The sequence below is a fragment of the Ensifer sp. 4252 genome (assembly GCF_050434565.1).
In the GTDB taxonomy this organism is placed as follows: Bacteria; Pseudomonadota; Alphaproteobacteria; order Rhizobiales; family Rhizobiaceae; genus Ensifer.
Window position 1 is genome coordinate 86,231 of the sequence record NZ_JBNDIU010000006.1, and the last position, 23,992, is coordinate 110,222.

Sequence of the window (23,992 nt, forward strand, 5' to 3'; positions counted from 1 at the left end):
CGGGCGGCAACTTTCGCCCCCCAGCCCGGCGCCGAACCATGACGCTGGATCTTGTCCAATACATCCTGGCAGCGCTGTGCGGCGGCCTCGTCGGCTTCAGCCTCGGGCTGTTTGGTGGCGGCGGCTCCATTCTCGCCGTCCCTCTGCTCGTCTATGTCGTCGGCGTGAGCAATGTGCATGTGGCGATCGGCACGAGCGCCGTCGCCGTCGCAGCGAATGCGCTCTCGGGGCTGGTGATGCATGCCCGGCACGGCACGGTGAAATGGCGCTGTGCTGCAATGTACTGTGTCACCGGCATCGGCGGCGCCTGGATCGGCGCGGCGCTCGGCAAGGCCCTGGACGGACAGCGGCTCCTGCTGTTGTTCGCGGCGCTCATGGCCGTCGTCAGTGTGACGATGCTGAGGCGGCGCCACATGGTTGGCGATCCGGCATCGAGCTGCACGCCGAGAAACGCGCCGAAAGTTCTCTCCTTCGGGGCCGGAACAGGTATCGTCTCGGGCTTCTTCGGGATCGGCGGCGGGTTCCTGATCGTGCCGGGCCTGATGGTTTCGACCGGCATGCCGACGATCAACGCAATCGCCACGTCGCTGGTCGCCATTTCCGCTTTCGGGCTGACGACGGGAGCAAGCTACACGTTCTCCGGCCTGGTCGACTGGCCGCTCGCCTTTTCCTTCATCGGCGGCGGAGCACTTGGCGCACTGGCGGGCTGTCGCGCGGCCCACAGTTTCAGCAAGTACCAGTCCACGCTGAACCTGCTGTTTGCGGCACTCACCTTCGCCGTCGCCATTGGCCTGGCGTCCTATGCCTCACGATAGGGTCTTCCGTCCGGACCACATAGATATTCGGCGACGCGCCGCTGCTGAATAGCCTTCTTCGCCGAAGGTGCAATCGGTCGCTTGCTTTCCGTGTTCGGCGACAAATGCAGCTAATCTACATTTCCCTTGACACATCGATGAGACGATCAGGCGATCTCCTCGACGGCACGGTCGAGGATCGGCGGACCGCCGCGTTTCAGGCGAACCACCGCCTACCGGTCGGCCACAACAGCAGCATCGTCTCGCTCGCGTCCTCGCGCCCGCAACGCGTACGGTTGCCACGCATGCCGACAAGCCGGCGCCCGGTTTCGCACCGGGCGAGGTAATGCCGCCATACTTGTTACTCCCATCGTTTTCATTCCGGTGCGAAACTACCTCCAGACCAACAACGAGCAATCCGCGGCGAACGCGCCAACAAGGAGGTTTTCAACGCCATGACGTCATCAACGGAAAAAGGCGGACACCCCGCCATGCAAACACCACCGATCGTGTCTTCGCGAGCCTGGGAGGAAGCCCGCCAGCAGCTGTTGGTGAAGGAAAAAGCCCAGACCCGCGCCCGGGATGCCCTGGCCGCCGAGCGTCGGCGAATGCCATGGATGGCCGTTGAAACGGCCTACGCCTTCGACGGTCCTGCGGGCAGGGCCAGCCTCACCGACCTGTTTGCCGGCCGGCGCCAGCTAATTGTCTACCGCGCCTTCTTCGAGCCGGGTGTGTTCGGCTGGCCCGATCATGCCTGCAGAGGCTGTTCCATGGTCGCCGACCAGGTGGCCCACGTCGCCCACCTCAACGCGCGTGACACCACGCTCGTCTTCGTCTCGCGCGCACCGCAGGCGGATATCGTGCGGCTCAAGGCGCGGATGGGCTGGCAGATACCGTGGTTCACCCTCACCGACGATTTCGACGCCGACTTCGGCGTGGCCGAATGGCACGGTACCAACGTGTTCTATCGCGACGGCGAGCGCGTATTCCGCACCTACTTCATCAACAACCGCGGCGACGAACAGATGGGGAGCACCTGGAACTACCTCGACATCACACCGTTGGGCCGGCAGGAAGTCTGGGAGGATTCACCTCAGGGCTATCCGCAGACGCCGACCTACAAGTGGTGGAACTGGAACGACAGTTACGTAGCAGATGCCGCGCCCGACAGAAAATGGGTCGAAGTGTCGGACGCGGGCGAAGCGGCGTTCCGAGACCGATAGGCGGGCAATCAGGCTTGAGCCTGCGCATGGGGAAAAGGCGAGACGGGCCCACAGGCGGTAGGGTGGGCGTCTTCCTTTCGCGCGAGCATTTCCAGGAAAGGGCAGAAGCCGTTTTCCGCCTGGAAGTGCATGCAAGCAAAGAGATAAAGCGGCTTCGTGCCTACGTCTCAGGCACAGGCGCTCTAGTTCCCGGGAACAATTGCCGGGCTCGGGGGTGGAGCCACGTCGGGGCTCGGCCCGATGGCGAGAATGCTTAGCGCGTGCGACGAGCAGGCAGATGAGGATGAGGAAGGCTATTCCGGCTCTGTCCATGGCCTTACATCAAGCCTTCAATGTGGGGAAATCGAGACGAGAGAAATGTTCCTCCCCCAAATTGGGTCAGGCGGCGACCGTTGGACATCCTCCGTACCCTAGCCGTTCTGCACCTGTTCAGGGATGTTTAGGATTTACTATTTTCCGGCCGCGAACTGCCGACCCCATCGGCAGATCGCGCAGCTGAACTCTCTCTTCAGCCCTGGACAAGGTAAGGTGCTACAGCAATCCTCGGGAAAAAGTGCGAAGCGGTTCTCCGACAGGAATGCCTAAAAACAAGGAGATAGAGCGTTTCTGCGACCCCGTCTAAGCCGGAGACATTCTAGTAGCTGGCACCCATGCTATCATTGCCCGTGCCGGTCGGATCGATATCGGGATCAACCCCTTGCGCTTGCGAGTAGGTCGTATTGCCGGAGCCACTGGTCGCACACCCTGATATCGCCAAGAGTGCCGTTAGTGCAAATGCCGTGAGAAATCTGGTGGACATGGTTTCCTCCACTTGCGGGGCTTCTGTTGCAGCCTGGGGTGTCCGGCAGCGGCCTAAGCCTTTTCTGTCCTGATCGGAAGGTTCGCTTACGCCGACGGGAAACGCAAGTCGCATGCGCGCAAGATCACGCCTGCGCCGAGCGCCCGACCGGAACCCCTTGCGGTCTTTGCAGAATCGCCCGCACACCGCTACAGCATCCTTCGTGCGTGCAGGTGCGCGCGAAGAATGCTGTAGCGCTTAGCCCTTGCTGCGCAAGAACAGTCGGGACACCGCCTTGAAGACCATCGCCATTGATTTCGAAACCGCCAACGAGCAGCGCGGCAGCGCCTGTTCGGTCGGCCTGGCCTGGATCGAGGATGGCCGGGTCGTGCGGATCGAGGAGCGGCTCATCCGTCCGAAGCGCATGCGCTTCTCTTCCTTCAACATCGCAATCCACGGCATCCGCCCGGAGCATGTGGAAGACGCAGGCGAGTTTCCCGAAGTCATGGACGAATTCGCCGACGACTTTCGCGGCGCCACCATGATCGCCCACAATGCGGCCTTCGATTTCAGCGTCTGGCGCTCCTGTCTCGATCTCTACCGCCAGGATTACCCGGACCTGTCCTATCTCTGCTCGGTGAAGATGGCGCAAAAGGTTTGGCCGCATCTCGGATCGCACAAGCTAAACATCCTGGCCGGCCATCTCGGCCTGACCTTCGCACATCACAATGCTGCCGAGGACGCGGCGATCTGCGCCGAGGCTGCGATTGCGATTGCCGGGTCTCTGGGCGTTTCGCGGGTCCGCGACATCCCAGTGATGATCGGCATGAGGGCCGGCCGGCTGTTTCCCAATGGCTACGACCCCTGCACCTGCCGGAAGAAATGAGCCCGCTTCCAAGGCACGACGGGGGTGGGTGAGACCCGATGCAGCGGACCTCCCGTGAAACACGCTGTCAGCTGTCAGCCCATGGTGGCCGCTTCGACCGAGATCCGATAGCGCGTGGTGAATGGCTGATCGGGATCGAACGACAGCGAAGTGGGCGCGGCTGGTGATGCCAAGGGGTTGTCGGCTGACGAGACCGCCGGGCCGAGATCGAAGGCCGAGCAAACCGGCTCGACGCCAAGTGCCAGATGTTTCCCGTCCCACGGATAGGCCCTGCGCCCGCAATTGCTGTACCAGAGCAGTAGGCTCGGAAAGTGCTCCTTCTGCCATTCAAGCCGGACACGAAAACCTTCGTCACGATAGTGCAGGGCGGCCGCGCCATCGATGCCGACCAGTTGCAGCAGTTCCTCGGCATTCTGGTCAAGCGGTACGGACGCCGCATCGATGATGGCGCCATCACGGGCATCGACGCTCTGAAGCTTCGGCCATCGTCCCCCGGGCGCAAACAGCGTCGCCCCCGGCTCCACATCGCCGGGAAAACTGCAGACCTCGCGATAGCTTCCGGGCTCGAGCCTGACCGACCCCGGCCGGGGTGACAGGCGGAAGGTGGGGTGCAGGCCGATCGGAAGCGTGCAGGGGCGCCGCACTTCGATTTCGAGCGTGATATCGAGGGCGGCGGCGTTGGGGTCCGGCACGATGCGCCGGCGCAATTGCCTGACCGGGTGGCTGTCCGGATAGCTGCACGTCAACACGATCTGCCGCTCGTCGCAGTCGCCCCAGTTCCAATGTGCGTTCGAACCGTGGCCGTGCGGCACATCCGCTCCAGCGAAAGTCTCGCCTGCGTCCGACCAACCGGCGGCGAGCGGGCGCGAGCCGTCACTGCCGAAAGGAACGCAAGGCCATTCGCCACGCAATTCCCGCAGGATTGGCGGCAGTGTCGTTCTGCTCGGATCCCGGCCCCAGGGTGCCACATGCAGCGGGCTTACCTGCCGCCCGTCGGGCAACAGGAAAAGTACCGGGCCCAGCATGCCGCCCAGGGATTGCACCGCCAGGCATCCATGCGCCCAGGCAAGGCCGCGCCTTGTCGTCTCAGCCATCTCTAAGCCGCCCCGCCAAAACGGTTCTCCACCAGCCCGGGGGTATCGACCTTCAGGGCATAGAGGCTGCCGGCGAGCCGTTCTCCGGGCTTTGAGAGGATGCTGGCCGTCGTGACATAAAGCGTCTTCAGATCGGCGCCGCCGAAGGTGCAGGTCGTAATATTGGTGACCGGCATTTCGATGATCTCAGCGACGGAACCGTCGGGCGATAGGCGCGCGATGCAGCCGCCGCCGAAACGGCAATTCCAGAGATAGCCATCGCTATCCATCGCTGAGCCATCAGGCGAACCGCGCAAGAAATCGCCAACGAAGATCCGCTCGTTCGAAATCGAGCCGTCCGCCATTGCGTAGTCGAAGGCGTAGATCTCGTTGGCAAGCGTATCGCCGAAATAGAACGTGCTGCCATCGGGGCTCCAGCAAAGCGTATTGGAAATGCCGAGCCCACGCCGCCACTCGCTCACCGTTCCATCAGGCGCAAGGCGATAGAGGATGCCCTCGCCTTCTGCCGTCTCGCCAAGCTCGCCGTCGGGCAGAACATTGTTCTTCATCGACCCAACCCAGAAGTTTCCCGCCGGGTCGGGGCGACCGTCGTTCAGGCGCACGCGCGGATAACCGGGCAAGTGGAAGCCATGATCCACGCGCCGGTCGGTTTCCGGCCACCACCAGACGAGTTTTGAGGCGAGCGCCAGAAGCAACCGTCCCGGTTCGTCGCTCAAGGAGACCGCGACCACCGGCTCGTCGAATGTCCAGAAGCGAACCGAACCGCTCGCCTCATCATACCGATGGACAAGGAAGCGGTTGACGTCGCTCCAGTAGAGCGCCTGCTCGGATGCCGACCAGACGGCGCCCTCGCCGCATTTGTCGCCGACCGGGGCAACGCAGATCACCGACCTCTCCATCCGCGCCTCCTATTCAGCTGCGAGATCGTGGGCAAGGGATCGCGACGGTCCGAGAGCATGGGCGTTTTGCACCAGCGCGCGCATGTACCCAAGCGCGAAGGCCTTGCCCGCATGCCATGAGGCGGCACAGGTCATTGCCGGCGTATGGTCGGGGATCATCACGCCCTGGTAATTCTCATCGCGCAGGATGCGCACGATTTCGGCCATGTCGATATCGCCTTCGTCGACGAAGGTTTCGACGTAGCGCGGCATCTTGCCCTTCACATTGCGGAAGTGGATGTAGCCGATGCGCCCCGAGCGCGCGAAACGGCGAACATGTTCGTAGATATCGCCGCCGGGCATTTCCTGCAGCGAGCCGAGACACAATTCGAGCCCGTTCGATGGAGAATCGACGATCGACATGAGCCGATCATACTTCTCCGGCCGGTTGACGAGGCGAGCCGTGCCACGCAGCGCCTCGGCCGGCGGGTCATCGGGATGCGCGCCGAGCATGACGCCGGCTTCCTCGGCGACAGGAACCACATCCTTCAGGAATCGGGCGAGGCGATCCCAGATCTCGGCATTGCTGACCGAGACGGGCTTAGCGCCGGCCACGCCGCGTCGATACCGCATGTTCCAGACCATGCCGTCGGGGATGGGCGCGTCCGGATCGGGCACGACGCCCGGCGCATCCTCGACGCCGAAGCCGACGGATTCCGCACCACCGCGCGCATAGGGACCACGGGTCCAGCCATAGACACCGGCGAGCGAAAAGTTGTAACCGATGCAGGGCACGCCTGCGCGTCCGGCGTCACGGATCAACTGCTTCAATGCCTCGACCTGCGCATCGCGTTCCGGTCCGTCGAGCAGGATATCGTGCCAGAAGCGCGGCGAAAAATTCTCGATCGCGGCAAGTTCGAGCCCAGCTGCGCGCACGTCCTGAACCAGAGCCGACAGCTCCTCATAGGTCCAAAGGCGGTCGGTGGAGCAATCGCCCCATCCGCCGTTGTCGCCGCTGTCGATCTTCGGATCCTTGCCGGCAAAATAGTTGGTCAGGTGCGCAACGATATGGGTCGCGCCGGACTGAAGTGCGAAGCGATAATTGTCGGGCGTGAGCTGTTCACGATAGAGGCCAAGGCCGATTTTCATCCTGTTCTTTCCCTGTGCGATTATTTCACGCCGATGCCGGCGGTGAGCCCGCCGTCGATGCGGAAGTCCGATCCGGTGATGAAGCCGGCGCGATCGGATGCGAGATAGGCGACGAGTTCTGCTACCTCCTCCGGCTCGCCTATGCGGCCGATCGGATGGGCAGCGCCGAAGCGGGCGAAGGCTTCCTCCTCGCTGACACCTTCGCCGCCATAGGTGCGAGCGGCCAGCGACAGAAGCGGCGTGCGGACGGAGCCGGGGCTGACGGAATTCACCCGCACCCTGATGTCGGCATGATCGAGCGCCATCGCGCGGGTCAACGCATGGATGGCGCCCTTGGTGGCGACGTAGGCCGCCACGTTCCGCTGGCAGTTGTGACCCTGAACCGAGGAGATGTTGACGATCGCCCCGCCGCCGCGCTTGGCGATTTCGGGAATGGCAAAGCGTCCGGTCAGGTAGATCGAGCCGACATTGACGGACAAGCACCTGTTCCAGGTCTCGAAGCTGGTATCGAGCACGGTGCCAAAGGGATGAACGGCGGCGGCGTTGACGACGATATCAAGGCCGCCGTGACGCGATACGACGTCCGCAACGGCATCCGCCACGTCTGCCTCGACCGACACGTCGGTCAATCGCGATGCCATTGCCAGGCCGCGCTCGTTTGCGATCCTGTCGAACGCCTGGTTCACCGCGACATCGTTGCCGCAGGCCAATAGCTTCGCGCCGGCCGTGGCAAGCCTAATGGCCGATGCCAGCCCGATGCCGGAGGTTCCGGTCACCAGCGCTACTTTTCCTGCAAATTCAGTCATGATCTGCTCCGAACTCCTCTTAGCGCACACGTTCCAGGACCTGGTTGAGAAGCACGGCGCCGAGGATGATCCCGCCACGCACGACGTACTGCCAGTACTCGCTCACATTCATCAGGGTCATGCCGTTGGAGATGCAGCCGAGAAACAGCACCCCAATCAGGGTTCCCCAGATCCGACCCTTGCCACCGAAGAGCGAGGTGCCGCCGATGATGACGGCCGCGATCACGTCAAGCTCCATGCCGGTTGCGGTCGTGCCGGTGCCGGCACCGATCTGCGACGCGATCAGCGTGCCGGAAATCGCCGTCAGCGCGCCGGTGAGGCCGAGCGTCAGCGCCTTGATCTTCCAGATGTCGATACCCGAGAGCCTTGCTGCCTCCATGTTGCCGCCGACGGCGTAAACCTCGCGGCCGAAGCTGGTGTATTTCATCAGGAAGTGCATGGCGGCAAAAGTGAGCGCGAAAATATAGACCGGGAAGGGAATGCCGAAGAGGTAGCCGCCGCCGAGGAAATCGAAGCCGGTTGGAAACGTCGACAGCGGAAATCCGCCGGTAATGAGGTTCGCAACACCGCGAAGCGCCGCAAAGAGGGCGAGCGTGGTAATGAAAGTCGGGACGTTGAACCATTGCCGGAAGCGACCGGTGAGATAGCCAAGCGAAAAACCGACGGTGAGCGCGACGGCAAAGCCGAGGATGACGGCGCTCCAGCCGCCAATTGCATCCGTGTAGGCGTCAGCGAACCAGGCAACGATGCATCCCGCCAGCGCAACCCCAGCGCCGACCGAAAGATCGATCTCGCCCGAAATGATCACGGCCGTCATGCCGAAGGCGATGATCCCCAGCATCGCCACGGTTCGCAGCACATTGAGGATATTGGCGGTCGAGGCAAAGCCCGGCGCCATCAGGATCAGAAACAGGACCAGACCCGCCAGGATGATCTCCATCGGGTAGGTCTTGAGGAGGCGGAACGATACGTTCTGTCCGCCGGCTTCGGCGCTTTGGCTGACAAGTGTCATTGGGAGGCCCCTTCCATGCATAGGCCGTAGAGTTGGGTAAGATCGGTCCGGGTGGGGTCCACCTCCGCCACCACATTGCCGTGGTGCATCACGAGAATGCGGTCTGCCACTTCGAGGACCTCCTCGAGTTCGGTCGAAACGAAGATGCTAGCCAGGCCGTCTGAGGCCTTTTGCCAGATGATGTCGAAGATCTGCCGCTTGGCCTGGACGTCGACGCCGCGGCTTGGCTCGTCAAAGAACATCACCGAGGGATGTCTGTTGAGCCACTTGCCGATCACCACCTTCTGCTGGTTGCCGCCGGATAGCGAAGAGACCGGCAGTTCCGGATCGCCGCATTTGATGTGCAGATCGGCAATTTGGCGGCTGACATGCGGCTGCTCGCGACGGCGGGAAATGAGGCCGTTCCTTGCGATCGGGCCGAGACTTGCCATGCATAGGTTGTCGGCGGTCGACAACGATTGCACGAGACCGACCTCCTTGCGGTTCTCCGGCGTATAGCCAAGGCCGGCAGCGCGCATCTGGCGCGGCGTGGCGCCTGTCATCGATCGTCCTTCAAGGTGAACCGTGCCGGCATCGGTACGGTCGGCGCCGAAGATCGCGCGCATCAGCTCGGTCCGGCCCGAGCCCAGCAGGCCGGCGATCCCGAGAATCTCGCCGCGATAAAGGTCGAAGGATACGTCGTTGAAGTGTCCTGCGCGGGTCAAGCCGCGCACTTCAAGCACCGGCTTGAGCCTGTCGATCGTCTGGCGCGGCGGACGGGTCGTGCGGGCGGCGTCGCCAAACATCATGCCGACAATCTCGGCAGGCGAGGTCGCGCGCATCTCGACCGCGCCGATATAGTGCCCGTCGCGAATGACGGTGCAGGTGTCGGCGATCTCGAAGAGCTCGCTCATGCGGTGCGTGATGTAGATCATCGTCACGCCGCGTGCCCGCAATCGCTCGATCAGTGCGAAAAGCTGTTTGACCTCTTTCGAGGCGAGCGCCGATGTCGGTTCGTCAAGCAGCAGGATCGATGGGTTGAAGGACATCGCCTTGACGATCTCGACAACCTGCTGCTGCCCGACACTGAGGGCTGAGACCGGCTGGCGGGAATCGATCGAAAGCCCCATGTCGGACAGAAGCTCGGTCGCGCGCTTGTGCAAGCCCTTCCAGTCGACGACACGCAGGCCGGCGCGCCTCATGTGTGGCAGGCGGCCGAGAAAGATGTTCTCGCCGACGGACAGTTCGGGAACCAGCGACAGTTCCTGGTGCACGGTCACGATGCCCGCATCGAACGCATCATGCGGCGAGGTAAAGGTCTGATCCCGTCCGTTGACACTGATCGTGCCGGAGGTGGGTTCGGTCACGCCGGCAAGAAGCTTGATCAGCGTCGATTTCCCCGAGCCATTCTTTCCCATCAGGGCATGAACGCGGCCTGGGGTAAAATCATGAGTAAACTCCGACAGGGCAACCGTCGGGCCGTAACGCTTTGTGACGGATCGGAACTCGAGCCGCCCTTGGGCGGCATCTGTCCGGGGCTGAGAGTAGGTCATCCGTGGTTCCCGGTTGGCGCTGAAAATGGTGGGCAGGGCCGGCAGGCCCCGCCCCGCAGCCTCATTTCAGAGCCTTCAGGCCTTCCTTGTAGGCGGCCACGCCGTCGGCATTTGCGCGCGTCAGAGGAAGGACGGGAACATTGACCTTCGTCTCGAACGTCTTGCCCTCGAGAAGTTTCTGCGCCGCCTCGATCGCCTGCTTACCGACTTCCAGAGGCTGCTGCGCCGTTGTCGCCTGGAGCACGTTGTCCTTGTCGAGAAGCATGTTGGCGAGTTGCTCGGAACCATCGGTCCCGAAAACAAAAACCTTGCCCTCGAGCCCAGCCTTCTTCACCGCCTGGACGGCGCCGATCGTGCCGCCTTCGTTGGCGGCGTAGATCACTTTGATGTCCGGATTTGCGGTCAGCATGTCGCTCGCGACTGCCAATGCTTTTTCGGCCAGCCAGGCGTCCTGCTGCGCAACGATCTCGACCTGAGAGGACACCACGTGAAGGAAACCATCGACGCGGGCGTTCGATTGCTCCGGCAGCAGCGCCTTGAAGGCGAGCGTGCCGATCTTGACCTTCTCGCCGTTGCCGAGCGTCTTCAGGAATGGAGCAGCCGCCTCGCCGGTACCGATGCCGATATCCCTGTCGGAACTCGTCACCGTCGCCTGAGCGACGTCGCCATTGGCAGACGTGCCGTACGTGACCACGGTGATACCGGCATCGCGTGCCTTCTTGAGCGCGGGAACCGACGCGTCGGCCGACAGCGGCGCGACCACGATCGAGTTGACGCCGCGGGCGATATAGGTGTCGATCAGCTGCGCTTCCTTTTCGAGCTTGCTGTCGCTATTTCCGGCGAGCAGTTCGTCGTTGGCAGCTTCCGCCGCCTTCTCCATCCCGATCTGGATGCCGCGGAAATACTGGTCCTGCTGGAAGACGATGCCGGCGATCGCCTTGCCGTCGGCAAGAACGGCGCTCGGTGCGAAGCTGACGCTCACCAGAAGTGCTGCGAACGCCAGGACATGGCGTTTTGCATTGATCATATTGGGTCTCCTCCCCGATGCCCTTGATCGTATTGCCGGACCCGCGGGCAGAGGGGCCGGTTCTGACTGAATGCTGGAAACGACGACGACGCCTCAAGTCTTGGTCGTGGCGGGTTGGCCCGATGGCGCACCGACGAATTTGAGGCCGAATTCGAGATGGCGGCTCATGAGATAGGCATAGGCAATCCGGTCGCGCGCCCTCAGCGCGCCGATGATTTCGGCATGGGCCTCGTAGGTCGCCGACTGGACTGGCCGCTCCGCCTTGCCGAGACGCATGACTTCTTCGATGACGGTGCGCATCATGCGGTAGGCAGCAAGGGTCGTCCTGTTACCTGACAGTTCGACGATCGCCTCGTGGAATTCGTAGTCGTAGCGGGCTGCGTCCTCGGCCTTCTCAGCCGTCCGGATACGAGCATTGGCCGCCTCCAGCCTGTCGAGGTCAGCTTCACTTGCATGAAGAATGATGTGATCGCCGACGCCGGTCTCGATGATGCGGCGAAAACCCTGAAGATCGCGGAAGGAATCGGGCGATATGCCGTTGTGGAAAGCAAAAAGCCTGCGGATCGCCTCACCATGACCCCCGCTGATGACGGCACCGACCTTGGGTCGTGTCTCGATCAGGCCATAGGCGCGCAGGACCTGAAGCGCCTCGCGAACCGTGTTCCGGCCCGCCTGAAACTGTTCGCCGAGATCGCGCTCTGTCGGCAGCGCATCGCCAATGCCCAGTCCACGTTCGGCAATCAGATCCCTGATCTGCTCGACGAGCCTGTCGACCGCCGACGTCTTGCCGACCTCAGCTGGTTCGACACCTGTCGAAAGCTCCGGTTTTGCCGAATTGTGCGCCACGCTCTCCTCCTGTGTGCAGCTCTATTTGTTGGTCCAGATTGAATAACAAGTCAAGCATGACGTCGGAAATTTGATTATTTCGCTGATAAAATGCCAACTTCAGCTTCTTTTCACTTGAATACGCGCCGGAGACGATCCTTAATGCATCATCTGGTCCAACAATAAAGATCATCACGAGATCGCAGGAGTTTAAGAGATGAGGCCGATGGAAGAGTGCTTTCGCTGGTATGGCCCGGATGATCCGGTGCCGCTCAGCCATATCCGGCAGGCCGGCGCGACAGGCATCGTCTCAGCGCTTCATCACGTCTATGACGGCTCGCCCTGGTCCGACGATCAGATCCTGAAGCACAAGGCATTGATCGAGACGGCGGGTCTGCGCTGGAGCGTCGTCGAGAGCATTCCGGTGCACAATTCGATCAAGCTCAAATCGTCCGGCAGCGCACGCTACATCGACTGGTACAAGGACACGATGCGCGCGCTGGCGCGCTGCGGCATCCGCACGGTCTGCTACAATTTCATGCCGGTCGTCGACTGGACCCGCACCGAACTCATGCACCCCCTGCCGACCGGCGGATATGCACTGCGTTTCGATGCCATCGATTTCGCGGCCTACGATCTCTTCGTCTTGAAACGGCCGCGTGTCGAACAGAGCTATTCGCCGGCCCAGATCGAAACGGCTGAGACACGCTTTGCAGCGATGGATGCTGCAAAGGTCGACCGGATCGAACGCAATCTGATTGCCGGCCTGCCGGCGTCGGAGCGCAAGTTCGACCGCGCCGGCTTTCTCGGAGCGCTCGCAGAATACGATGGCGTCAGCGCCGAGGACCTGCATGAAAACCTCGCAGGCTTCCTGCGCGAGGTCGTGCCGGTTGCCGAAGAGATCGGGATAAAACTCTGCATTCATCCCGATGATCCGGCCTTTCCGCTCTACGGCCTGCCGCGGATCGTTTCCACCGCAGATGATGCGCGCCGCATCCTGGCTGCCGCCGACAGCCCCGCCAATGGCCTGACCTTTTGCACCGGATCCTACGGCACCCGCGCCGAGAACGACCTGCCCGCGATGGTGCGTGAATTCGGGTCCCGCATCTATTTCGCCCATCTGCGCAACGTCCAGCGTGAAGCTGACGGGTCGTTTCATGAAGCCGACCATCTCGGCGGCTCGAGCGACATTCCGGCCGTCATTCTCGCCCTCCTTGAAGAGCAGGAGCGCCGCCACGCTGCCGGGCGCGACGACTGGCAGATCCCCGTTCGCCCCGATCATGGCCATCTGCTGGCCGACGATATCGGCAAGGAAAGGATCAATCCCGGCTATTCGCTCATCGGCCGCCTGAAGGGGCTCGCGGAGATCCGCGGAGTGATGCAGGGCATTTCAGCGGTCAGGGCCGCACAGAGTGAGCAGGTGATACTATGAAGACTTTCGAAGACGATACCGACTTGTTTGCGGCGATGCGAAGCCGGCTCTTTACCGCCGTTGTCGGCGACATTCTCGACACGATGGGTCTGCAGCATCAGTTCCTGCCGCCCCGGATCCGCGCCTTGCGCGATGACATGGTAGCGGTCGGCCGTGCCATGCCGGTGCTTGAGGCGGATTTCTTTGCGACTGCCGGAACCGATGGCCACGCCGAAATCAGCACCAAACCCTTCGGCTTGATGTTCCATGCGCTCGATAGCCTGAAACCCAACGAAATCTACGTATGTTCAGGCGCCTCGCCGCGCTACGCCGTCTGGGGAGAACTGATGTCGACACGCGCGATCCAGCTGAAAGCAGCAGGCGCAATCTGCGACGGCTACTGCCGAGACTCTGGCGGCATCCTGGCTCTCGATTTCCCGACCTTCTGCTACGGCTCCTATGCACAGGATCAAGGACCTCGCGGCAAGGTCGTCGACTACGCGGTTCCGATCGAGATCGGCGGCATCCGCATCCGGCCCGGAGATATTCTCTTCGGCGATCGTGACGGTGTTCTGGTCATTCCGCGCGAGGCGGAACAGGAAGCGATCGCGCTGGCGTTCGAAAAAGCCGAGACGGAAAACAAGGTTCGTCTTGCCATCGAAGCCGGCATGTCCACGGTCGAGGCATTCGAACGCTTCGGCGTCATGTAGCCGTTCGAGAGCGGGGACGGCGTCTTCATCGACCTTGCGAGGGATAAATCTGTGGCGCGAACGCGTCTACCTCTCTGCGAGGCGACGCCCGTTGGGTTGGGCGCGCCTTGGATTGCGGCGCGGCTGGATATCGGTTCCAAACACCCGATCCCAGACGCCGGAGGTCACGCCGAAATTGCCCTCCCGCGTCACGTGATGGTGCAACGCATGGCGTCGCTTGAGCGCAAAAAACAGCGACCCTTGGCGCGCCGGCCGATGATGCACGAGATGGTGGACCGTGACGTACCAGAGATAACCGAACAGGAAGCCCGCTGCGAGGCTGAAAGCAAATGCGAGACCGCCGCCCCACCAAAGCGGAGAGACCAACAGAACGAGATATGCAGGCCCACTGACAAATGTCGGCGTCTTGATCAACGCTTGTTGATCGCGATGGTGCGCCTCATGCATGTCGCGAATCCGCGGAATGCGGTGAAGCACGAAGCGATGCAGAAGATATTCGACGAACGTCCAGGCGATGATACCGGCGAAGAATAACAACTCGCAACGCCACCACTCCGTGTCGGGCGTCATCCGCAAAGCCAGGGTCGCGAGGAGAACGACAACGGATAGACGAGGAAGTCACTGTAATAATTCCACCGATTGAGCTGCATCGAGCACATCCCTGCGACCATTGATAGACAAGGTCGTTTGTGTGCATCGCCACCCGTTCGATGGCCATACGGCGGATGCCGTAGAAGCGCAAAGGAGTGGCCGGTGCTTCACAGAATAATCAATCGGCTGTTTACGCATCGACGCAGCCATCATCGCCGGACGTCGAGGGGCCCGCCAAGATCCCGGCTGCGAAACCGGCTTGCGATAGCGGCCGAAAACGTGGAGACCCGACATTGCCGACGATGGTGTCGCAACATATTCGATCGTCTGTTAGAGACAGGCAACGTTACGCGACAGGATTGCAAGGCGAGATGAACCGCATTCCCACCGAGCTCTGCGCTCCCAGCCATACCGCCGGGATGCTGCCCTCTTGCGAAGGCCTTCACATCTTTACGGACGGCTCGTATGAACCGACCTCCGGCAAAGGCGGATGGGCATTCGTCGCCTATCGCGATGGCGCGGAAATCGCTTCAGAGTTTGGCGGCGCCCAATCTTCCGCCGACAACACAATGGAGTTGACCGCGCTCTTCAAGGCAGCGCTGTGGGTCAACGGCAATGCCTCAGGCGAACGCGCAATCGTCTGGTCCGATTGTGTTTACGCGGTGAATGGCTGCAACAGCTGGCGCCACATCTGGAAGAACAACGGCTGGAAAAAGATTGTCCCGAATGCGAAAGCCCGAAGCCGGACAATAGCCAATGTGGAGCTGTGGATGGCGATCGATCTTCAACTGTCCCGCAATCCCCAACTGGCGATCGTGTGGTGCAAAGGCCATTCCGGGCTCGTTGGCAACGAGCGTGCGGATATCCTTGCGGCACTTGGGCGCCAATCTGCCCGAAGCGGCGACCGTTGAAACGGTCAGTGCCTTTCGCCAGTTTGGCCATGCCAAGGACGGCATTCCCAGGACAGCGAGGGCGTTTCCGCGAAACGCCCCGGCCGCTTGTTTTGCGCATTTCCGGACGGAAAACCGCTTCGTACTTTTCCTCGAAAGGATCTAATGGCACGCTTCCGGATTGTCGGTCATCGCGGCCGCGGCACCACCTGATCTCGTCGAGGACAGATGTACGAGCGTAATCCCCATCTCGAGAATTAGTTCGGCCGACTTGAGATCATGCGCTCCGAAGTTGTCGGCGTATCCGCGGATTGTACCTGCGACGCATTTCGAGTTGGCGGCAAAACGGGCGTCGCCCAGATCTTCGGCCTCTTCGGCGACAGCCTCGAGCGCACCGGCCACCGTTTCGAGCATGCAGCACCGTTCGCGCACGCTCATGTCTTCAAGTGTCTTTGGGATCCCGACCATGTTATCTCCTTCGCGCCCGGCAGGATGAGCCGCGGCGCTGGTATCACGTTCGAATTCAGGTGTTGCACCTCATATGGAAATCGCTGTGGCCATAAGCAAATCATGTCGGCCATGCGGCTGCTGCATGGCACACGCCAGGGGCCGCGGCGGCATGTCCGATCGCGCCCTTCAGCTCCCGCCTGGTTTCATCAGCACACGTGCGTGGTATGACGTCTCACGGCCCAATGTTCCGGGCACCAGTGTTGAGGATGCGGTAGACCGCGAAGCAGAGACATGTTTGAATTGAGCGCTCATATTGCATTGCACGTGTTGGATCGGGCCGAAGATATCGGCAGCCGGCCCGCCACGTCATGTCCGATTCTGGTTGAGTTTGCGTGAGCAACGCCCTCTTGAAATCCTGGTTGTTCGGCGTGGCGTTGTGGTTCGCTGCGATCTCGGCGTTTGCGCTCTACTCCGTCGAAGCGTCGCGGCAGCGACTGACCGATGAACTGGCGGTGGCCGGCCGAACCCTGCACCGCTTGATATCCCAGCGCGCGGCGCAGCACGACGCCCACATGACCAGCCTGATCGCGTTGACCGGCGACACCGAACCCGCACGCTTGGACGCCACCCGGCAGGTGATGGAGAGTGTTGCGCGCTTCTATCCGCGCATCGCCTGGCTCGCGCTTGTTTCGCTCGACGACAAGGCCGGACAGCAAGGTGCCGCAGCGGCACGAAGCGGCGGCGCGCCCGGGCTGTTGCTCAAAGTCCCCTCCGGCGGCGGCGAAGATCTTTCCCGGCTGCGCGACGCGATCACGCGACAACAGCGCGGCAAGGTCGAGGCCTATGTCGGCCGAAATGGCCGGTATCTGCTGGCCAAGCGGGCACAGGCGCCTTCGGACACCGCGCTGGTGATATCCATCGACACGCGTCATTTGCTGGAGCCGGAGGAACGCCCGCAATGGGCCCACCTCAAACTCACGCTCAACGAGCAGCCGTTGCTTGACGTGCCGGCCGAGGATGCTGTCAGAGACAAGACATCATTCGTTGCGCCCGCGCATTTCGAATCGACGATAGACAGTGAGAGCCAAAAGATCTCGCTGTCACTCGACCGGCCGATGCCGACTGAGGCGCTCTTGCCTTTGCGACCGTTGATCGGCTTTGCCGCAATGGCCGGACTGGCGTCTTTCGCGCTAGTGTTTGCACTGCGCCAGCGCGCCGCCGTCCAGAAATCCCAGAGATCGACGCAAGAGGCCGAAGCCCGAGCGCTCTTGCAGGAGCGGCAGACGCTGCTTGCCCATGCTTCGCGCGTCAACGCCATGGGCGAGCTGGCGTCAGGCATCGCGCATGAACTGACGCAGCCCCTGACGGCAATGCTGAGCCGCAGCCAGGCGGCGCTAAGGTTGGCCGGCACGGCGAAGCCCGATATCGGGCTGATCTCTGAGGCGCTTGAAGTCAATGTCCGCGAGGCGAAGCGTGCAGGAGAGATGTTGAGGCGCATGCGCGACTATGCCTCCAACCGTACACCGGAACCTGTCACGAGCGCGATCAACGGTATCGTTGCCGAGATCGCGGCGCTCACAGGCGCCGATCTTCAGCGACGCGGCATCCAACTTAAACTCGACCTGACGAAGGAACCGCTTGCGGCCGAAGTCGACCCGATTGAGCTGGAGCAGGTATTGCACAATCTGATCCGCAACGCGGCCGACGCCCTGGAGGGTGCGGAGACCATGAACCCGCGGGTCGAAATCGAGACACGAACCATTGGCGACGAGGTAAAGATCATCGTGCGTGATAATGGACCGGGGATCGCCGCAAACGCGTTTCCCAAGCTGTTTCAGCCGTTTTTTACGACCAAGTCCGATGGCATGGGTCTGGGGCTTTCGCTGTGTTCGACATTAATCGAGCGCGTCGACGGCCGAATAGAAGCGGAAAACGCTCCCGGTGGCGGGGCGTGGTTTACGATTACGCTGCCGCGTGCGCAGGAACAGGAGCAGCAGTGAGCAAATACCGGGTCTATCTGATCGACGACGATGAGGCGGTGCGCACAGCGATCGCCTTTCTGCTCGGCACCTACGGCATCAATGTCGAAACGTTTGGCGATCCCCAGACTTTTCTGACGCATATCGATGAGGAGAAGCCGGGATGCCTTATCGTCGATCTGCGCATGCCCTTGGTTTCGGGGCTGCAAATGCACGCAAAACTGGCCGAGCGCGGCATTGATTGGCCAACGATCATGATCACCGGTCATGGCGACGTTGCAGCCTGTCGGCGCGCCTTCAAGGCGGGTATCCAGGATTTTCTGACCAAACCAGTGGACGGGGAAGTGCTGGTGGAGGCGCTGCAGCAGGCATTCGCCAGCTTCGATGCACGGCTCGAAAAGCGCGAGGCGCGACTGCAGCTCGCACGGCTGACCGAGCGCGAGCGCGAGGTCCTCGATATGGTCGCGTTGGGCTGGGCAAGCAAGGAGATTGCGGCCGCGCTCAACATATCGGCAAGAACCATCGATGCGCACCGGGCGAAGATAGCTGAGAAGCTTGGCACCAGTTCGGTGGCCGAGTTCGTTCGGCTGACGCTGGCTGATAAAGGGTCGGCATAGGTTGTCCTACCTATGTGTGGTGGTGGCATCGCGGATTCTGCAGTCGGGTCCGATTGGGTAGTTCTGGTTTCGGAAAAGCGAAACGCTTCCTCCGGAAAAAGGACAGGAACCACGCCATGATCAAGACCCTTCTCGCAACGGCGTCCGCGCTCGTCATCGTCAGCGGCACCGCTCGGGCCGAACTGCTCACCGAAAAGAACATCCCGTCGAACCTTGCCGTCGAGATCGCCACGAATGCGGTCCAGGCCTGCGCCGCCGACAAGTACAACGTGACGGCGGCAGTGGTTGATCGCGCGGGCGTGTTGCGCGCGCTCGTACGTGCCGACAACGCCGGCCCGCATACGGTTGAGGCGGCTCGCTCCAAGGCGTTCACGTCGGCATCCTCGCGGACACCGACCTCGAAAATGGCAGAGAACGTCGCCAAGAACCCGGCAGCCGCCGAGCTGGTCAACATCGAAGGCTTTCTGGTACTCGCCGGCGGTGTACCGATCAAGGCCGGCGACGTCACCATCGGCGCAATCGGCGTGGGTGGCGCTCCCGGCGGCAACTTCGACGAGGCCTGCGCAGCGGCTGCCATCGAAAAGGCTGCCGGCCAGCTGAAGTAATTCAGGAGCATGTCGCGCAAAGACGCCCAGCCGTTTTGCGCGACATGCAAAGACAAGGCGCAAAGCGCAGCGACAGAATTCTCGAGATCGCGACGCGCTGTAGGCCACCGCTGGTCGGATCCTCCCTTCCGGTGCGATCGAGCGGCCTCTGATCACACTCCTCTGCATGATCCCGGGCAGGCTGGCATCGCTCGAAAAGCGAAGCCGGCCTGCCCTGCCGCTTACGGGCAACGGTCGCCATCCAAATGCAGGATCACACCCCTTGGGCCCCGGCCGATAGATGCGGTCGCGATTAATCAGCCAATAGATGCCACGCCGGAAAAACGCGCCCGGCCAGACAAGTCTCGTCTTTCCGGTTTCATCTAGAATTTCGGCAGGCAAAGGGAGCGAGAAGAACGGCAGGACGTTTCCGGGATGAACGTTCCAGCCGACGGGCACCAGCGGGCGATAGCACAGAGGCAGTCGTTGCGGCGGCGCCTCTCTGCCATCGAAACGGCAGAGTCGGCATGTGCAGATCTATCGATGCCCGGGCAATAGAACAGTGTTGCAACTCAGCAACATATCTCACGTCAATATTTGCAATTCGAAATTGCGACTTGCGGAGAGAATACTCTCATGCGACGTTGCATTGTCAGCAACCCACACTATAGGAGGCGTGAGATGACATATACTCTCTTTAATATGCGCACTTCTGGTGGATTCGTTGCTGTGCTCGGGATGCATCGAGCATGCTGCGTCGACCCATCGGGTTCACAACGCGCCTAAACGCTGACCTTCAACGGTTCGGCATTTCCCAACTGACCTAACGTTACCGGCCCACCGCGCGAACATTCGCGTTCAAGCCCAAATCAACTTTTAGAGGACCCGATCGCGTCGCAGCATCGGGATGAACACATGCGTGAAACATCATTTCCGGTCGCCGGCACTCTGCCGGCAGCCCTCGACGAACTGTGCCGCACATTTGGCATCTGGAGCACAACCACCGGCCTTATTCGGGCAGCCTGGCGGCACCACCGACTGGTCAACCAGACGACCGGCCTCTCCAACCGGATGCGCCGCGATATCGGGCTTCCCGAAATCGACGAACCACCCGACGACCCCTGGATCACTGCGTGGGCATCACCTCGGTGGGCTCCGTCGGTTCTGATCAACTGAATGTGGAAGGCAACCGCCAAGTCCGACGGGCGAGACGGTTGACGCCACAGTTGCAACACGGGCACGACGGCAGTCGTGCCTGTGACCTGCCGTGTGGACAGCGACGAAAACATCATAGCCGCCAGCAAGCCAGCCGGCTCATGCTGGAATCGGCTCTTCGACCGATGGCTCCATCAGCCCCACGTCAGTGGATCGAGACGCAGGTAGAAATCGAGACGCGCACGATCCGGTGCTGCAATTCCCAATATATCAAACAGGACGGCAGAAGCCCGCTCTTCCTGATCCGGCCCCGTCCAGCTTTCCCGGGCGTTGGCGGTCATCAGCGCCAGGTCGGCGTAGCGATCAGCCGTCCCAAGACGACCGAGATCGATCATGCCGGTGCAGCGAAGGGTCCGAGGGTCAATCATGAAATTCGGCATGCACGGGTCACCGTGACAGACGACCCGCCCCCTTGTTTCCTGCTCGAGGCGGACCGGGAGTTCGCGCTCCACGCGGGCCAAAAGCTCGCGAGCCGGCGTCTGCTGATCATCGATCGAAAGGAAATCGGGGTTCACGGCATCCCGGGCAACCACATCCGCGGCACGCGCGAACATCGGTGCCAGACCGCGATCGAATGGGCATTGGCCGGCATCCAGCGCGTGGAGAGCACCGAGCTGCTGCACCATGGACGGCCAGGCCTCGAGCAGGTCGGCAGCCGAAAGATCCGCTGCCGGGATGCCTTCGATTGCGGAAATAATCAGGCAGGCGCCTTCATCGGCAATGCACCAATCGATAACTTCAGGGGCCAGGATCCCTTTGTCGTGCAACCACAAAAGCCGATCGCGCTCACCTGCAAGCTCCGAGGACCGTTCCATCGCAGCCGCTTTGGCATAGGCTCGCCCGTCGCTGCGTCGATAAACGAAATCCCCCGATTCTCCCCTGATGGCCGGAATCCATTCGGCGGTTGAACGTCCGAGCAATGCAACTGTCCAATCCAAAACGACGGCTCCCGGGTTTCGAAACTGCTGTGTTAACTGGGTGCGGCGAACGACGATTGCAACCATCGAGGAGCCGTCAGCTTCGGCGCTTCTGCTTCCAGGGTCCGAGCGTCGTGGCAAGCATGCCTACCGGCCGACCGCGCAACTTGCCGGCCGCAAAATGCGATATAGAACTTGGCTGGAATAACGCTTCGGTGGATACCTGAAGGGTAATCGCTTCAGGCGCCGATATCGCGAACTTATCCGCCGGTCGGTCGGCAGCAGGACAACGGCCTGCATTCGATCGGACGGGTGTGTCGCAGCGCGGAGCTGTACCCCCGGCAGAAAACAAAGGACAGAGATGAACCAGGCGCTTGCACTAATTGCCATTGTTGTTCGGGACTATGATGAGGCGATTGATTTTTATGTAAACAAGCTGAATTTCGCTCTGATCGAGGACAGCTATCAACCGGAACAGGACAAGCGCTGGGTCGTCGTCAAACCTGTCGGCGACGGCAATACCTCCTTGCTTCTCGCGCGCGCTTCCAATGCCCATCAGGAAAGCTATGTCGGCGACCAGGCGGGTGGGCGGGTCTTTCTCTTCCTGCGTACCGACGACTTTTGGCGCGACTACAACAATCTGGTGGAGCGAGGCATTGAATTCGCCCGCGAACCCAAGGAAGCGCCCTACGGTATCGTCGCGGTGTTCAAGGATCTCTACGGCAACCTTTGGGATCTTGTGCAGTTTACCGATGGCAGAACCTGAAGACGCCTGTTTTCAGAATTCTCGACAGCGCGACACGTCGCGGCTCAAGACGGGCCTGTCCGTAGCATTCGTCATCGGCGCAGCTGCCGGTCCAGCGGAGTCGCTTGCCTTGGCAGCGACCGCGCTCGAGCAATCGGGCTCACGCAAAGTTCCGAACGAAGACCCGTATCGATCGCGATGACCTGAACAAGCGATGGCCGTCAGCCTTCGGCGGGTCGGGTTCGATGCTTCCGAAGATTTGACGATTATCGTTGGGGCAGCCCGGCTGGACTTGACTAACACATAGCTCGGTGGTTATTGATTTAACCCATAGCCAACGAGTTATTCAATTGTGACGCCGCAACCGCACGAAATCCTGTTCAAAACGCTTGCCGACCCGACGCGACGGGCGATCTTTGAGCGACTATGCCGCGACGGCGACCAGACGGTCGGGGCACTTACGGCCCATGCCGGGATCTCGCAGCCGGCCGTTTCCAAACATCTCGCGATCCTGAAGCGCGCCGGCCTGGTGCAAGATCGGCACGAAGGCCGCCTGACCCACTATAGCGCGCAGCAAGGCGCGCTTGACCCGCTGATCGGCTGGGCAAACCAGATGGCCGGATTCTGGCAAAACCGCTTCGACGACCTCGAGGACCTACTCAAAAGGATGGACCAATGACCGAAACATCAACCGAAACGCTCACCGTCGTCGTCGAACGGGAGGTACCCTATCCGGCGGAGAAGATCTGGCGGGCTCTCACCCAACCTCACCTAATCGAGGAGTGGCTGATGAAGAACAATTTCAAGCCAGACCGTGGGCACCGCTTCAATCTTACTGCCGACTGGGGCGCCGTCGACTGTCAGGTGCAGGCGGTCGAACCCAACAAATCGCTATCCTATAGCTGGGACACCAAGGATCTGAAGAGCGTCGTCACCTGGACGCTCACCCCGACGGGTGCCGGTACCCGCCTGCGCATGGAACAATCAGGCTTCCGGCCAGATCAGCAGCCGTACTATCAGGGTGCGACGGCCGGATGGCCGAGATTCCTTTCGGCCCTCGAACAGGTTTTGGGCCGGCTAGACTGAAGACCAACCCTATTCTTTGAGTTCGCGCCACGCGGATCGCCCGATCCGTTGCGGCTGGTATTGTGAGGAGGTGCCAATGAACTGGAACAACTGGATTCGTCAAATTCACCGCTGGACGTCGCTTATCTTCGCAGTGGTCGTCGCCGCCATCTTCATCGCTTTGGGAGTAGGAAAGCAGCCGGCCGAATGGGTCTATTTCCTGCCGCTGTTCCCGCTCGCCATTCTCGTGCCCACCGGTCTTTACATGTTCGTGCTGCTTTACCTTAGCGTGCGGCACACGGCCGGATAGGAGAAAGCGCGATGCCCAGCAAGATTCCCAAAAAGCCGGCGGCGGCGAAGGCAGACAAGCCACAAGGAGCGTCGCCGGTTCAGTCCGGCGACGTGCCCCTGCTCTCGGGCGGCAACCCGCAGATCGCCAAGGGCTATGGCGACGCCCCCGTCCAGGCCTATATCGCCGCCATGCCGGGCTGGAAGAGCGATGTCGGCCGGCGCCTCGACGCGCTGATCGAACGCTCCGTCCCCGGCGTATACAAGGCCGTCAAATGGAACTCTCCGCTCTATGGCCTTGAAGGCGAGGGCTGGTTCCTCGGCATCCATGTCTACACGAAATACGTCAAGGTGGCGTTCTTCCGCGGTTCGTCTCTCAATCCGATCCCGCCCGGCCAGTCGAAGCAGAAGGACGTACGCTACCTCGACATTCGCGAAGGCGACCAACTCGATGAAGAGCAATTCGTCGACTGGGTAAGGCAAGCCAGCCAATTGCCCGGCGAACGCATGTGACGGCCTGCGGGTG

At 61.5% G+C, this 23,992-nt stretch carries 28 protein-coding genes; 15 read left to right on the forward strand and 13 right to left on the reverse strand.

Features of this window, described 5'->3' with window-relative positions; translation table 11 throughout:
- The first annotated feature begins 38 nt into the window (after window positions 1-38).
- Window positions 39-815, forward strand: coding sequence for a sulfite exporter TauE/SafE family protein (locus ABIE33_RS14775; protein ID WP_429126135.1), 777 nt, complete (start codon window positions 39-41; stop codon window positions 813-815).
- A 434-nt stretch (window positions 816-1,249) separates the two neighbouring features.
- On the forward strand, window positions 1,250-2,017 hold the full coding sequence (locus ABIE33_RS14780; RefSeq protein WP_429126137.1) for a DUF899 domain-containing protein: 768 nt from the start codon (window positions 1,250-1,252) through the stop codon (window positions 2,015-2,017).
- 634 nt (window positions 2,018-2,651) lie between these two features.
- Here the strand turns inward: ABIE33_RS14780 and ABIE33_RS14785 are convergent.
- A complete protein-coding gene (locus ABIE33_RS14785; RefSeq protein ID WP_429126139.1) occupies window positions 2,652-2,816 on the reverse strand; it encodes a hypothetical protein in 165 nt (54 codons plus the stop codon).
- A gap of 274 nt (window positions 2,817-3,090) precedes the next feature.
- On the opposite strand from ABIE33_RS14785, the gene ABIE33_RS14790 reads away from it, so the two are divergent.
- Window positions 3,091-3,681, forward strand: coding sequence for a 3'-5' exonuclease (locus ABIE33_RS14790; RefSeq protein WP_429126141.1), 591 nt, complete (start codon window positions 3,091-3,093; stop codon window positions 3,679-3,681).
- Between the two features lie 74 nt (window positions 3,682-3,755).
- Here the strand turns inward: ABIE33_RS14790 and ABIE33_RS14795 are convergent, their stop codons facing one another.
- The 9 genes from ABIE33_RS14795 to ABIE33_RS14835 form a co-directional block, all read right to left on the reverse strand.
- Complete coding sequence (locus tag ABIE33_RS14795; protein ID WP_429126143.1) at window positions 3,756-4,775, reverse strand: hypothetical protein; 1,020 nt, start codon at window positions 4,773-4,775, stop codon at window positions 3,756-3,758.
- Window positions 4,776-4,777: 2 nt separating this feature from the next.
- A complete protein-coding gene (locus tag ABIE33_RS14800; RefSeq protein WP_429126145.1) occupies window positions 4,778-5,674 on the reverse strand; it encodes an SMP-30/gluconolactonase/LRE family protein in 897 nt (298 codons plus the stop codon).
- Window positions 5,675-5,683: 9 nt separating this feature from the next.
- Window positions 5,684-6,802 carry a mannonate dehydratase gene (locus ABIE33_RS14805; RefSeq protein WP_429126146.1) on the reverse strand — a complete coding sequence of 373 codons (1,119 nt, stop codon included), beginning with the start codon at window positions 6,800-6,802 and terminating at the stop codon, window positions 5,684-5,686.
- Window positions 6,803-6,822: 20 nt separating this feature from the next.
- Complete coding sequence (locus tag ABIE33_RS14810) at window positions 6,823-7,608, reverse strand: SDR family NAD(P)-dependent oxidoreductase (RefSeq protein ID WP_429126147.1); 786 nt, start codon at window positions 7,606-7,608, stop codon at window positions 6,823-6,825.
- A 19-nt stretch (window positions 7,609-7,627) separates the two neighbouring features.
- Window positions 7,628-8,620, reverse strand: coding sequence for an ABC transporter permease (locus tag ABIE33_RS14815; protein WP_429126149.1), 993 nt, complete (start codon window positions 8,618-8,620; stop codon window positions 7,628-7,630).
- Complete coding sequence (locus ABIE33_RS14820; RefSeq protein ID WP_429126151.1) at window positions 8,617-10,152, reverse strand: sugar ABC transporter ATP-binding protein; 1,536 nt, start codon at window positions 10,150-10,152, stop codon at window positions 8,617-8,619. Before ABIE33_RS14820 ends, ABIE33_RS14815 begins: the two co-directional genes overlap by 4 nt.
- 61 nt (window positions 10,153-10,213) lie before the next feature.
- Complete coding sequence (locus tag ABIE33_RS14825) at window positions 10,214-11,179, reverse strand: substrate-binding domain-containing protein (RefSeq protein ID WP_429126153.1); 966 nt, start codon at window positions 11,177-11,179, stop codon at window positions 10,214-10,216.
- A 93-nt stretch (window positions 11,180-11,272) separates the two neighbouring features.
- Window positions 11,273-12,025 (reverse strand): FadR/GntR family transcriptional regulator, encoded by a 753-nt coding sequence (locus tag ABIE33_RS14830; RefSeq protein ID WP_429126155.1) that lies wholly within the window; start codon window positions 12,023-12,025, stop codon window positions 11,273-11,275.
- Window positions 11,973-12,197, reverse strand: a complete 225-nt coding sequence (locus ABIE33_RS14835) for a hypothetical protein (RefSeq protein ID WP_429126157.1) — start codon at window positions 12,195-12,197, stop codon at window positions 11,973-11,975. Before ABIE33_RS14835 ends, ABIE33_RS14830 begins: the two co-directional genes overlap by 53 nt.
- 33 nt (window positions 12,198-12,230) lie before the next feature.
- Between ABIE33_RS14835 and uxuA the strand changes: the two genes are divergently transcribed.
- Window positions 12,231-13,436, forward strand: coding sequence for a mannonate dehydratase (gene uxuA / locus ABIE33_RS14840; protein WP_429126408.1), 1,206 nt, complete (start codon window positions 12,231-12,233; stop codon window positions 13,434-13,436).
- Window positions 13,433-14,125, forward strand: coding sequence for an RraA family protein (locus ABIE33_RS14845; protein WP_429126159.1), 693 nt, complete (start codon window positions 13,433-13,435; stop codon window positions 14,123-14,125). The genes uxuA and ABIE33_RS14845 overlap by 4 nt, the downstream gene beginning before the upstream one ends.
- Before the next feature lie 66 nt (window positions 14,126-14,191).
- Here ABIE33_RS14845 and ABIE33_RS14850 read toward each other — a convergent pair whose 3' ends face one another.
- Window positions 14,192-14,695: a sterol desaturase family protein gene (locus ABIE33_RS14850; protein WP_429126160.1), complete on the reverse strand. Its 504-nt coding sequence runs from the start codon at window positions 14,693-14,695 to the stop codon at window positions 14,192-14,194.
- Between the two features lie 392 nt (window positions 14,696-15,087).
- Here ABIE33_RS14850 and ABIE33_RS14855 point away from each other — a divergent pair, with 392 nt between their 5' ends.
- A complete protein-coding gene (locus ABIE33_RS14855) occupies window positions 15,088-15,627 on the forward strand; it encodes a ribonuclease H family protein (protein WP_429126410.1) in 540 nt (179 codons plus the stop codon).
- Window positions 15,628-15,768: 141 nt separating this feature from the next.
- On the opposite strand, the gene ABIE33_RS14860 is transcribed toward ABIE33_RS14855, so the two are convergent.
- Window positions 15,769-16,074 (reverse strand): hypothetical protein, encoded by a 306-nt coding sequence (locus ABIE33_RS14860; RefSeq protein WP_429126162.1) that lies wholly within the window; start codon window positions 16,072-16,074, stop codon window positions 15,769-15,771.
- Between the two features lie 374 nt (window positions 16,075-16,448).
- Here ABIE33_RS14860 and ABIE33_RS14865 point away from each other — a divergent pair, with 374 nt between their 5' ends.
- The 4 genes from ABIE33_RS14865 to ABIE33_RS14880 all read left to right on the forward strand — a co-directional run bounded on the left by ABIE33_RS14865 (window position 16,449) and on the right by ABIE33_RS14880 (window position 20,412).
- A complete protein-coding gene (locus ABIE33_RS14865; protein ID WP_429126164.1) occupies window positions 16,449-18,056 on the forward strand; it encodes a sensor histidine kinase in 1,608 nt (535 codons plus the stop codon).
- Window positions 18,053-18,652: a response regulator transcription factor gene (locus ABIE33_RS14870; protein ID WP_429126165.1), complete on the forward strand. Its 600-nt coding sequence runs from the start codon at window positions 18,053-18,055 to the stop codon at window positions 18,650-18,652. The genes ABIE33_RS14865 and ABIE33_RS14870 overlap by 4 nt, the downstream gene beginning before the upstream one ends.
- Before the next feature lie 116 nt (window positions 18,653-18,768).
- Window positions 18,769-19,257, forward strand: coding sequence for a GlcG/HbpS family heme-binding protein (locus tag ABIE33_RS14875; RefSeq protein WP_429126167.1), 489 nt, complete (start codon window positions 18,769-18,771; stop codon window positions 19,255-19,257).
- Between the two features lie 894 nt (window positions 19,258-20,151).
- Entirely contained in the window at window positions 20,152-20,412 is a 261-nt protein-coding gene (locus ABIE33_RS14880; RefSeq protein ID WP_429126168.1) for a DUF1127 domain-containing protein, read from the forward strand.
- A 173-nt stretch (window positions 20,413-20,585) separates the two neighbouring features.
- Here ABIE33_RS14880 and ABIE33_RS14885 read toward each other — a convergent pair whose 3' ends face one another.
- The gene (locus ABIE33_RS14885; protein ID WP_429126170.1) at window positions 20,586-21,389 is read right to left on the reverse strand and encodes an APH(3'') family aminoglycoside O-phosphotransferase; all 804 of its coding nucleotides are present in this window, start codon (window positions 21,387-21,389) and stop codon (window positions 20,586-20,588) included.
- Window positions 21,390-21,729: 340 nt separating this feature from the next.
- On the opposite strand from ABIE33_RS14885, the gene ABIE33_RS14890 reads away from it, so the two are divergent.
- The 5 genes from ABIE33_RS14890 to ABIE33_RS14910 all read left to right on the forward strand — a co-directional run bounded on the left by ABIE33_RS14890 (window position 21,730) and on the right by ABIE33_RS14910 (window position 23,979).
- On the forward strand, window positions 21,730-22,134 hold the full coding sequence (locus ABIE33_RS14890) for a VOC family protein (RefSeq protein ID WP_429126172.1): 405 nt from the start codon (window positions 21,730-21,732) through the stop codon (window positions 22,132-22,134).
- Between the two features lie 331 nt (window positions 22,135-22,465).
- Entirely contained in the window at window positions 22,466-22,792 is a 327-nt protein-coding gene (locus tag ABIE33_RS14895) for an ArsR/SmtB family transcription factor (RefSeq protein ID WP_429126174.1), read from the forward strand.
- On the forward strand, window positions 22,789-23,199 hold the full coding sequence (locus ABIE33_RS14900) for an SRPBCC family protein (RefSeq protein ID WP_429126176.1): 411 nt from the start codon (window positions 22,789-22,791) through the stop codon (window positions 23,197-23,199). Before ABIE33_RS14895 ends, ABIE33_RS14900 begins: the two co-directional genes overlap by 4 nt.
- Before the next feature lie 76 nt (window positions 23,200-23,275).
- Entirely contained in the window at window positions 23,276-23,488 is a 213-nt protein-coding gene (locus ABIE33_RS14905; protein WP_429126178.1) for a hypothetical protein, read from the forward strand.
- Window positions 23,489-23,499: 11 nt separating this feature from the next.
- A complete protein-coding gene (locus ABIE33_RS14910) occupies window positions 23,500-23,979 on the forward strand; it encodes a DUF1801 domain-containing protein (RefSeq protein WP_429126180.1) in 480 nt (159 codons plus the stop codon).
- Window positions 23,980-23,992: the final 13 nt, after the last annotated feature.

Excerpts from the sequence above, each read along its gene's own strand:
- ABIE33_RS14775 (WP_429126135.1), top strand. The coding sequence starts at position 39 with ATGACGCTGGATCTTGTCCAATACATCCTGGCAGCGCTGTGCGGCGGC.
- ABIE33_RS14780 (WP_429126137.1), top strand. The coding sequence starts at position 1,250 with ATGACGTCATCAACGGAAAAAGGCGGACACCCCGCCATGCAAACACCA.
- ABIE33_RS14785 (WP_429126139.1), bottom strand. The coding sequence starts at position 2,816 with ATGTCCACCAGATTTCTCACGGCATTTGCACTAACGGCACTCTTGGCG.
- ABIE33_RS14795 (WP_429126143.1), bottom strand. The coding sequence starts at position 4,775 with ATGGCTGAGACGACAAGGCGCGGCCTTGCCTGGGCGCATGGATGCCTG.
- ABIE33_RS14800 (WP_429126145.1), bottom strand. The coding sequence starts at position 5,674 with ATGGAGAGGTCGGTGATCTGCGTTGCCCCGGTCGGCGACAAATGCGGC.
- ABIE33_RS14805 (WP_429126146.1), bottom strand. The coding sequence starts at position 6,802 with ATGAAAATCGGCCTTGGCCTCTATCGTGAACAGCTCACGCCCGACAAT.
- ABIE33_RS14810 (WP_429126147.1), bottom strand. The coding sequence starts at position 7,608 with ATGACTGAATTTGCAGGAAAAGTAGCGCTGGTGACCGGAACCTCCGGC.
- ABIE33_RS14815 (WP_429126149.1), bottom strand. The coding sequence starts at position 8,620 with ATGACACTTGTCAGCCAAAGCGCCGAAGCCGGCGGACAGAACGTATCG.
- ABIE33_RS14820 (WP_429126151.1), bottom strand. The coding sequence starts at position 10,152 with ATGACCTACTCTCAGCCCCGGACAGATGCCGCCCAAGGGCGGCTCGAG.
- ABIE33_RS14825 (WP_429126153.1), bottom strand. The coding sequence starts at position 11,179 with ATGATCAATGCAAAACGCCATGTCCTGGCGTTCGCAGCACTTCTGGTG.
- ABIE33_RS14835 (WP_429126157.1), bottom strand. The coding sequence starts at position 12,197 with ATGATCTTTATTGTTGGACCAGATGATGCATTAAGGATCGTCTCCGGC.
- uxuA (WP_429126408.1), top strand. The coding sequence starts at position 12,231 with ATGGAAGAGTGCTTTCGCTGGTATGGCCCGGATGATCCGGTGCCGCTC.
- ABIE33_RS14845 (WP_429126159.1), top strand. The coding sequence starts at position 13,433 with ATGAAGACTTTCGAAGACGATACCGACTTGTTTGCGGCGATGCGAAGC.
- ABIE33_RS14850 (WP_429126160.1), bottom strand. The coding sequence starts at position 14,695 with ATGACGCCCGACACGGAGTGGTGGCGTTGCGAGTTGTTATTCTTCGCC.
- ABIE33_RS14855 (WP_429126410.1), top strand. The coding sequence starts at position 15,088 with ATGAACCGCATTCCCACCGAGCTCTGCGCTCCCAGCCATACCGCCGGG.
- ABIE33_RS14860 (WP_429126162.1), bottom strand. The coding sequence starts at position 16,074 with ATGGTCGGGATCCCAAAGACACTTGAAGACATGAGCGTGCGCGAACGG.
- ABIE33_RS14875 (WP_429126167.1), top strand. The coding sequence starts at position 18,769 with ATGATCAAGACCCTTCTCGCAACGGCGTCCGCGCTCGTCATCGTCAGC.
- ABIE33_RS14880 (WP_429126168.1), top strand. The coding sequence starts at position 20,152 with ATGCGTGAAACATCATTTCCGGTCGCCGGCACTCTGCCGGCAGCCCTC.
- ABIE33_RS14890 (WP_429126172.1), top strand. The coding sequence starts at position 21,730 with ATGAACCAGGCGCTTGCACTAATTGCCATTGTTGTTCGGGACTATGAT.
- ABIE33_RS14900 (WP_429126176.1), top strand. The coding sequence starts at position 22,789 with ATGACCGAAACATCAACCGAAACGCTCACCGTCGTCGTCGAACGGGAG.
- ABIE33_RS14905 (WP_429126178.1), top strand. The coding sequence starts at position 23,276 with ATGAACTGGAACAACTGGATTCGTCAAATTCACCGCTGGACGTCGCTT.
- ABIE33_RS14910 (WP_429126180.1), top strand. The coding sequence starts at position 23,500 with ATGCCCAGCAAGATTCCCAAAAAGCCGGCGGCGGCGAAGGCAGACAAG.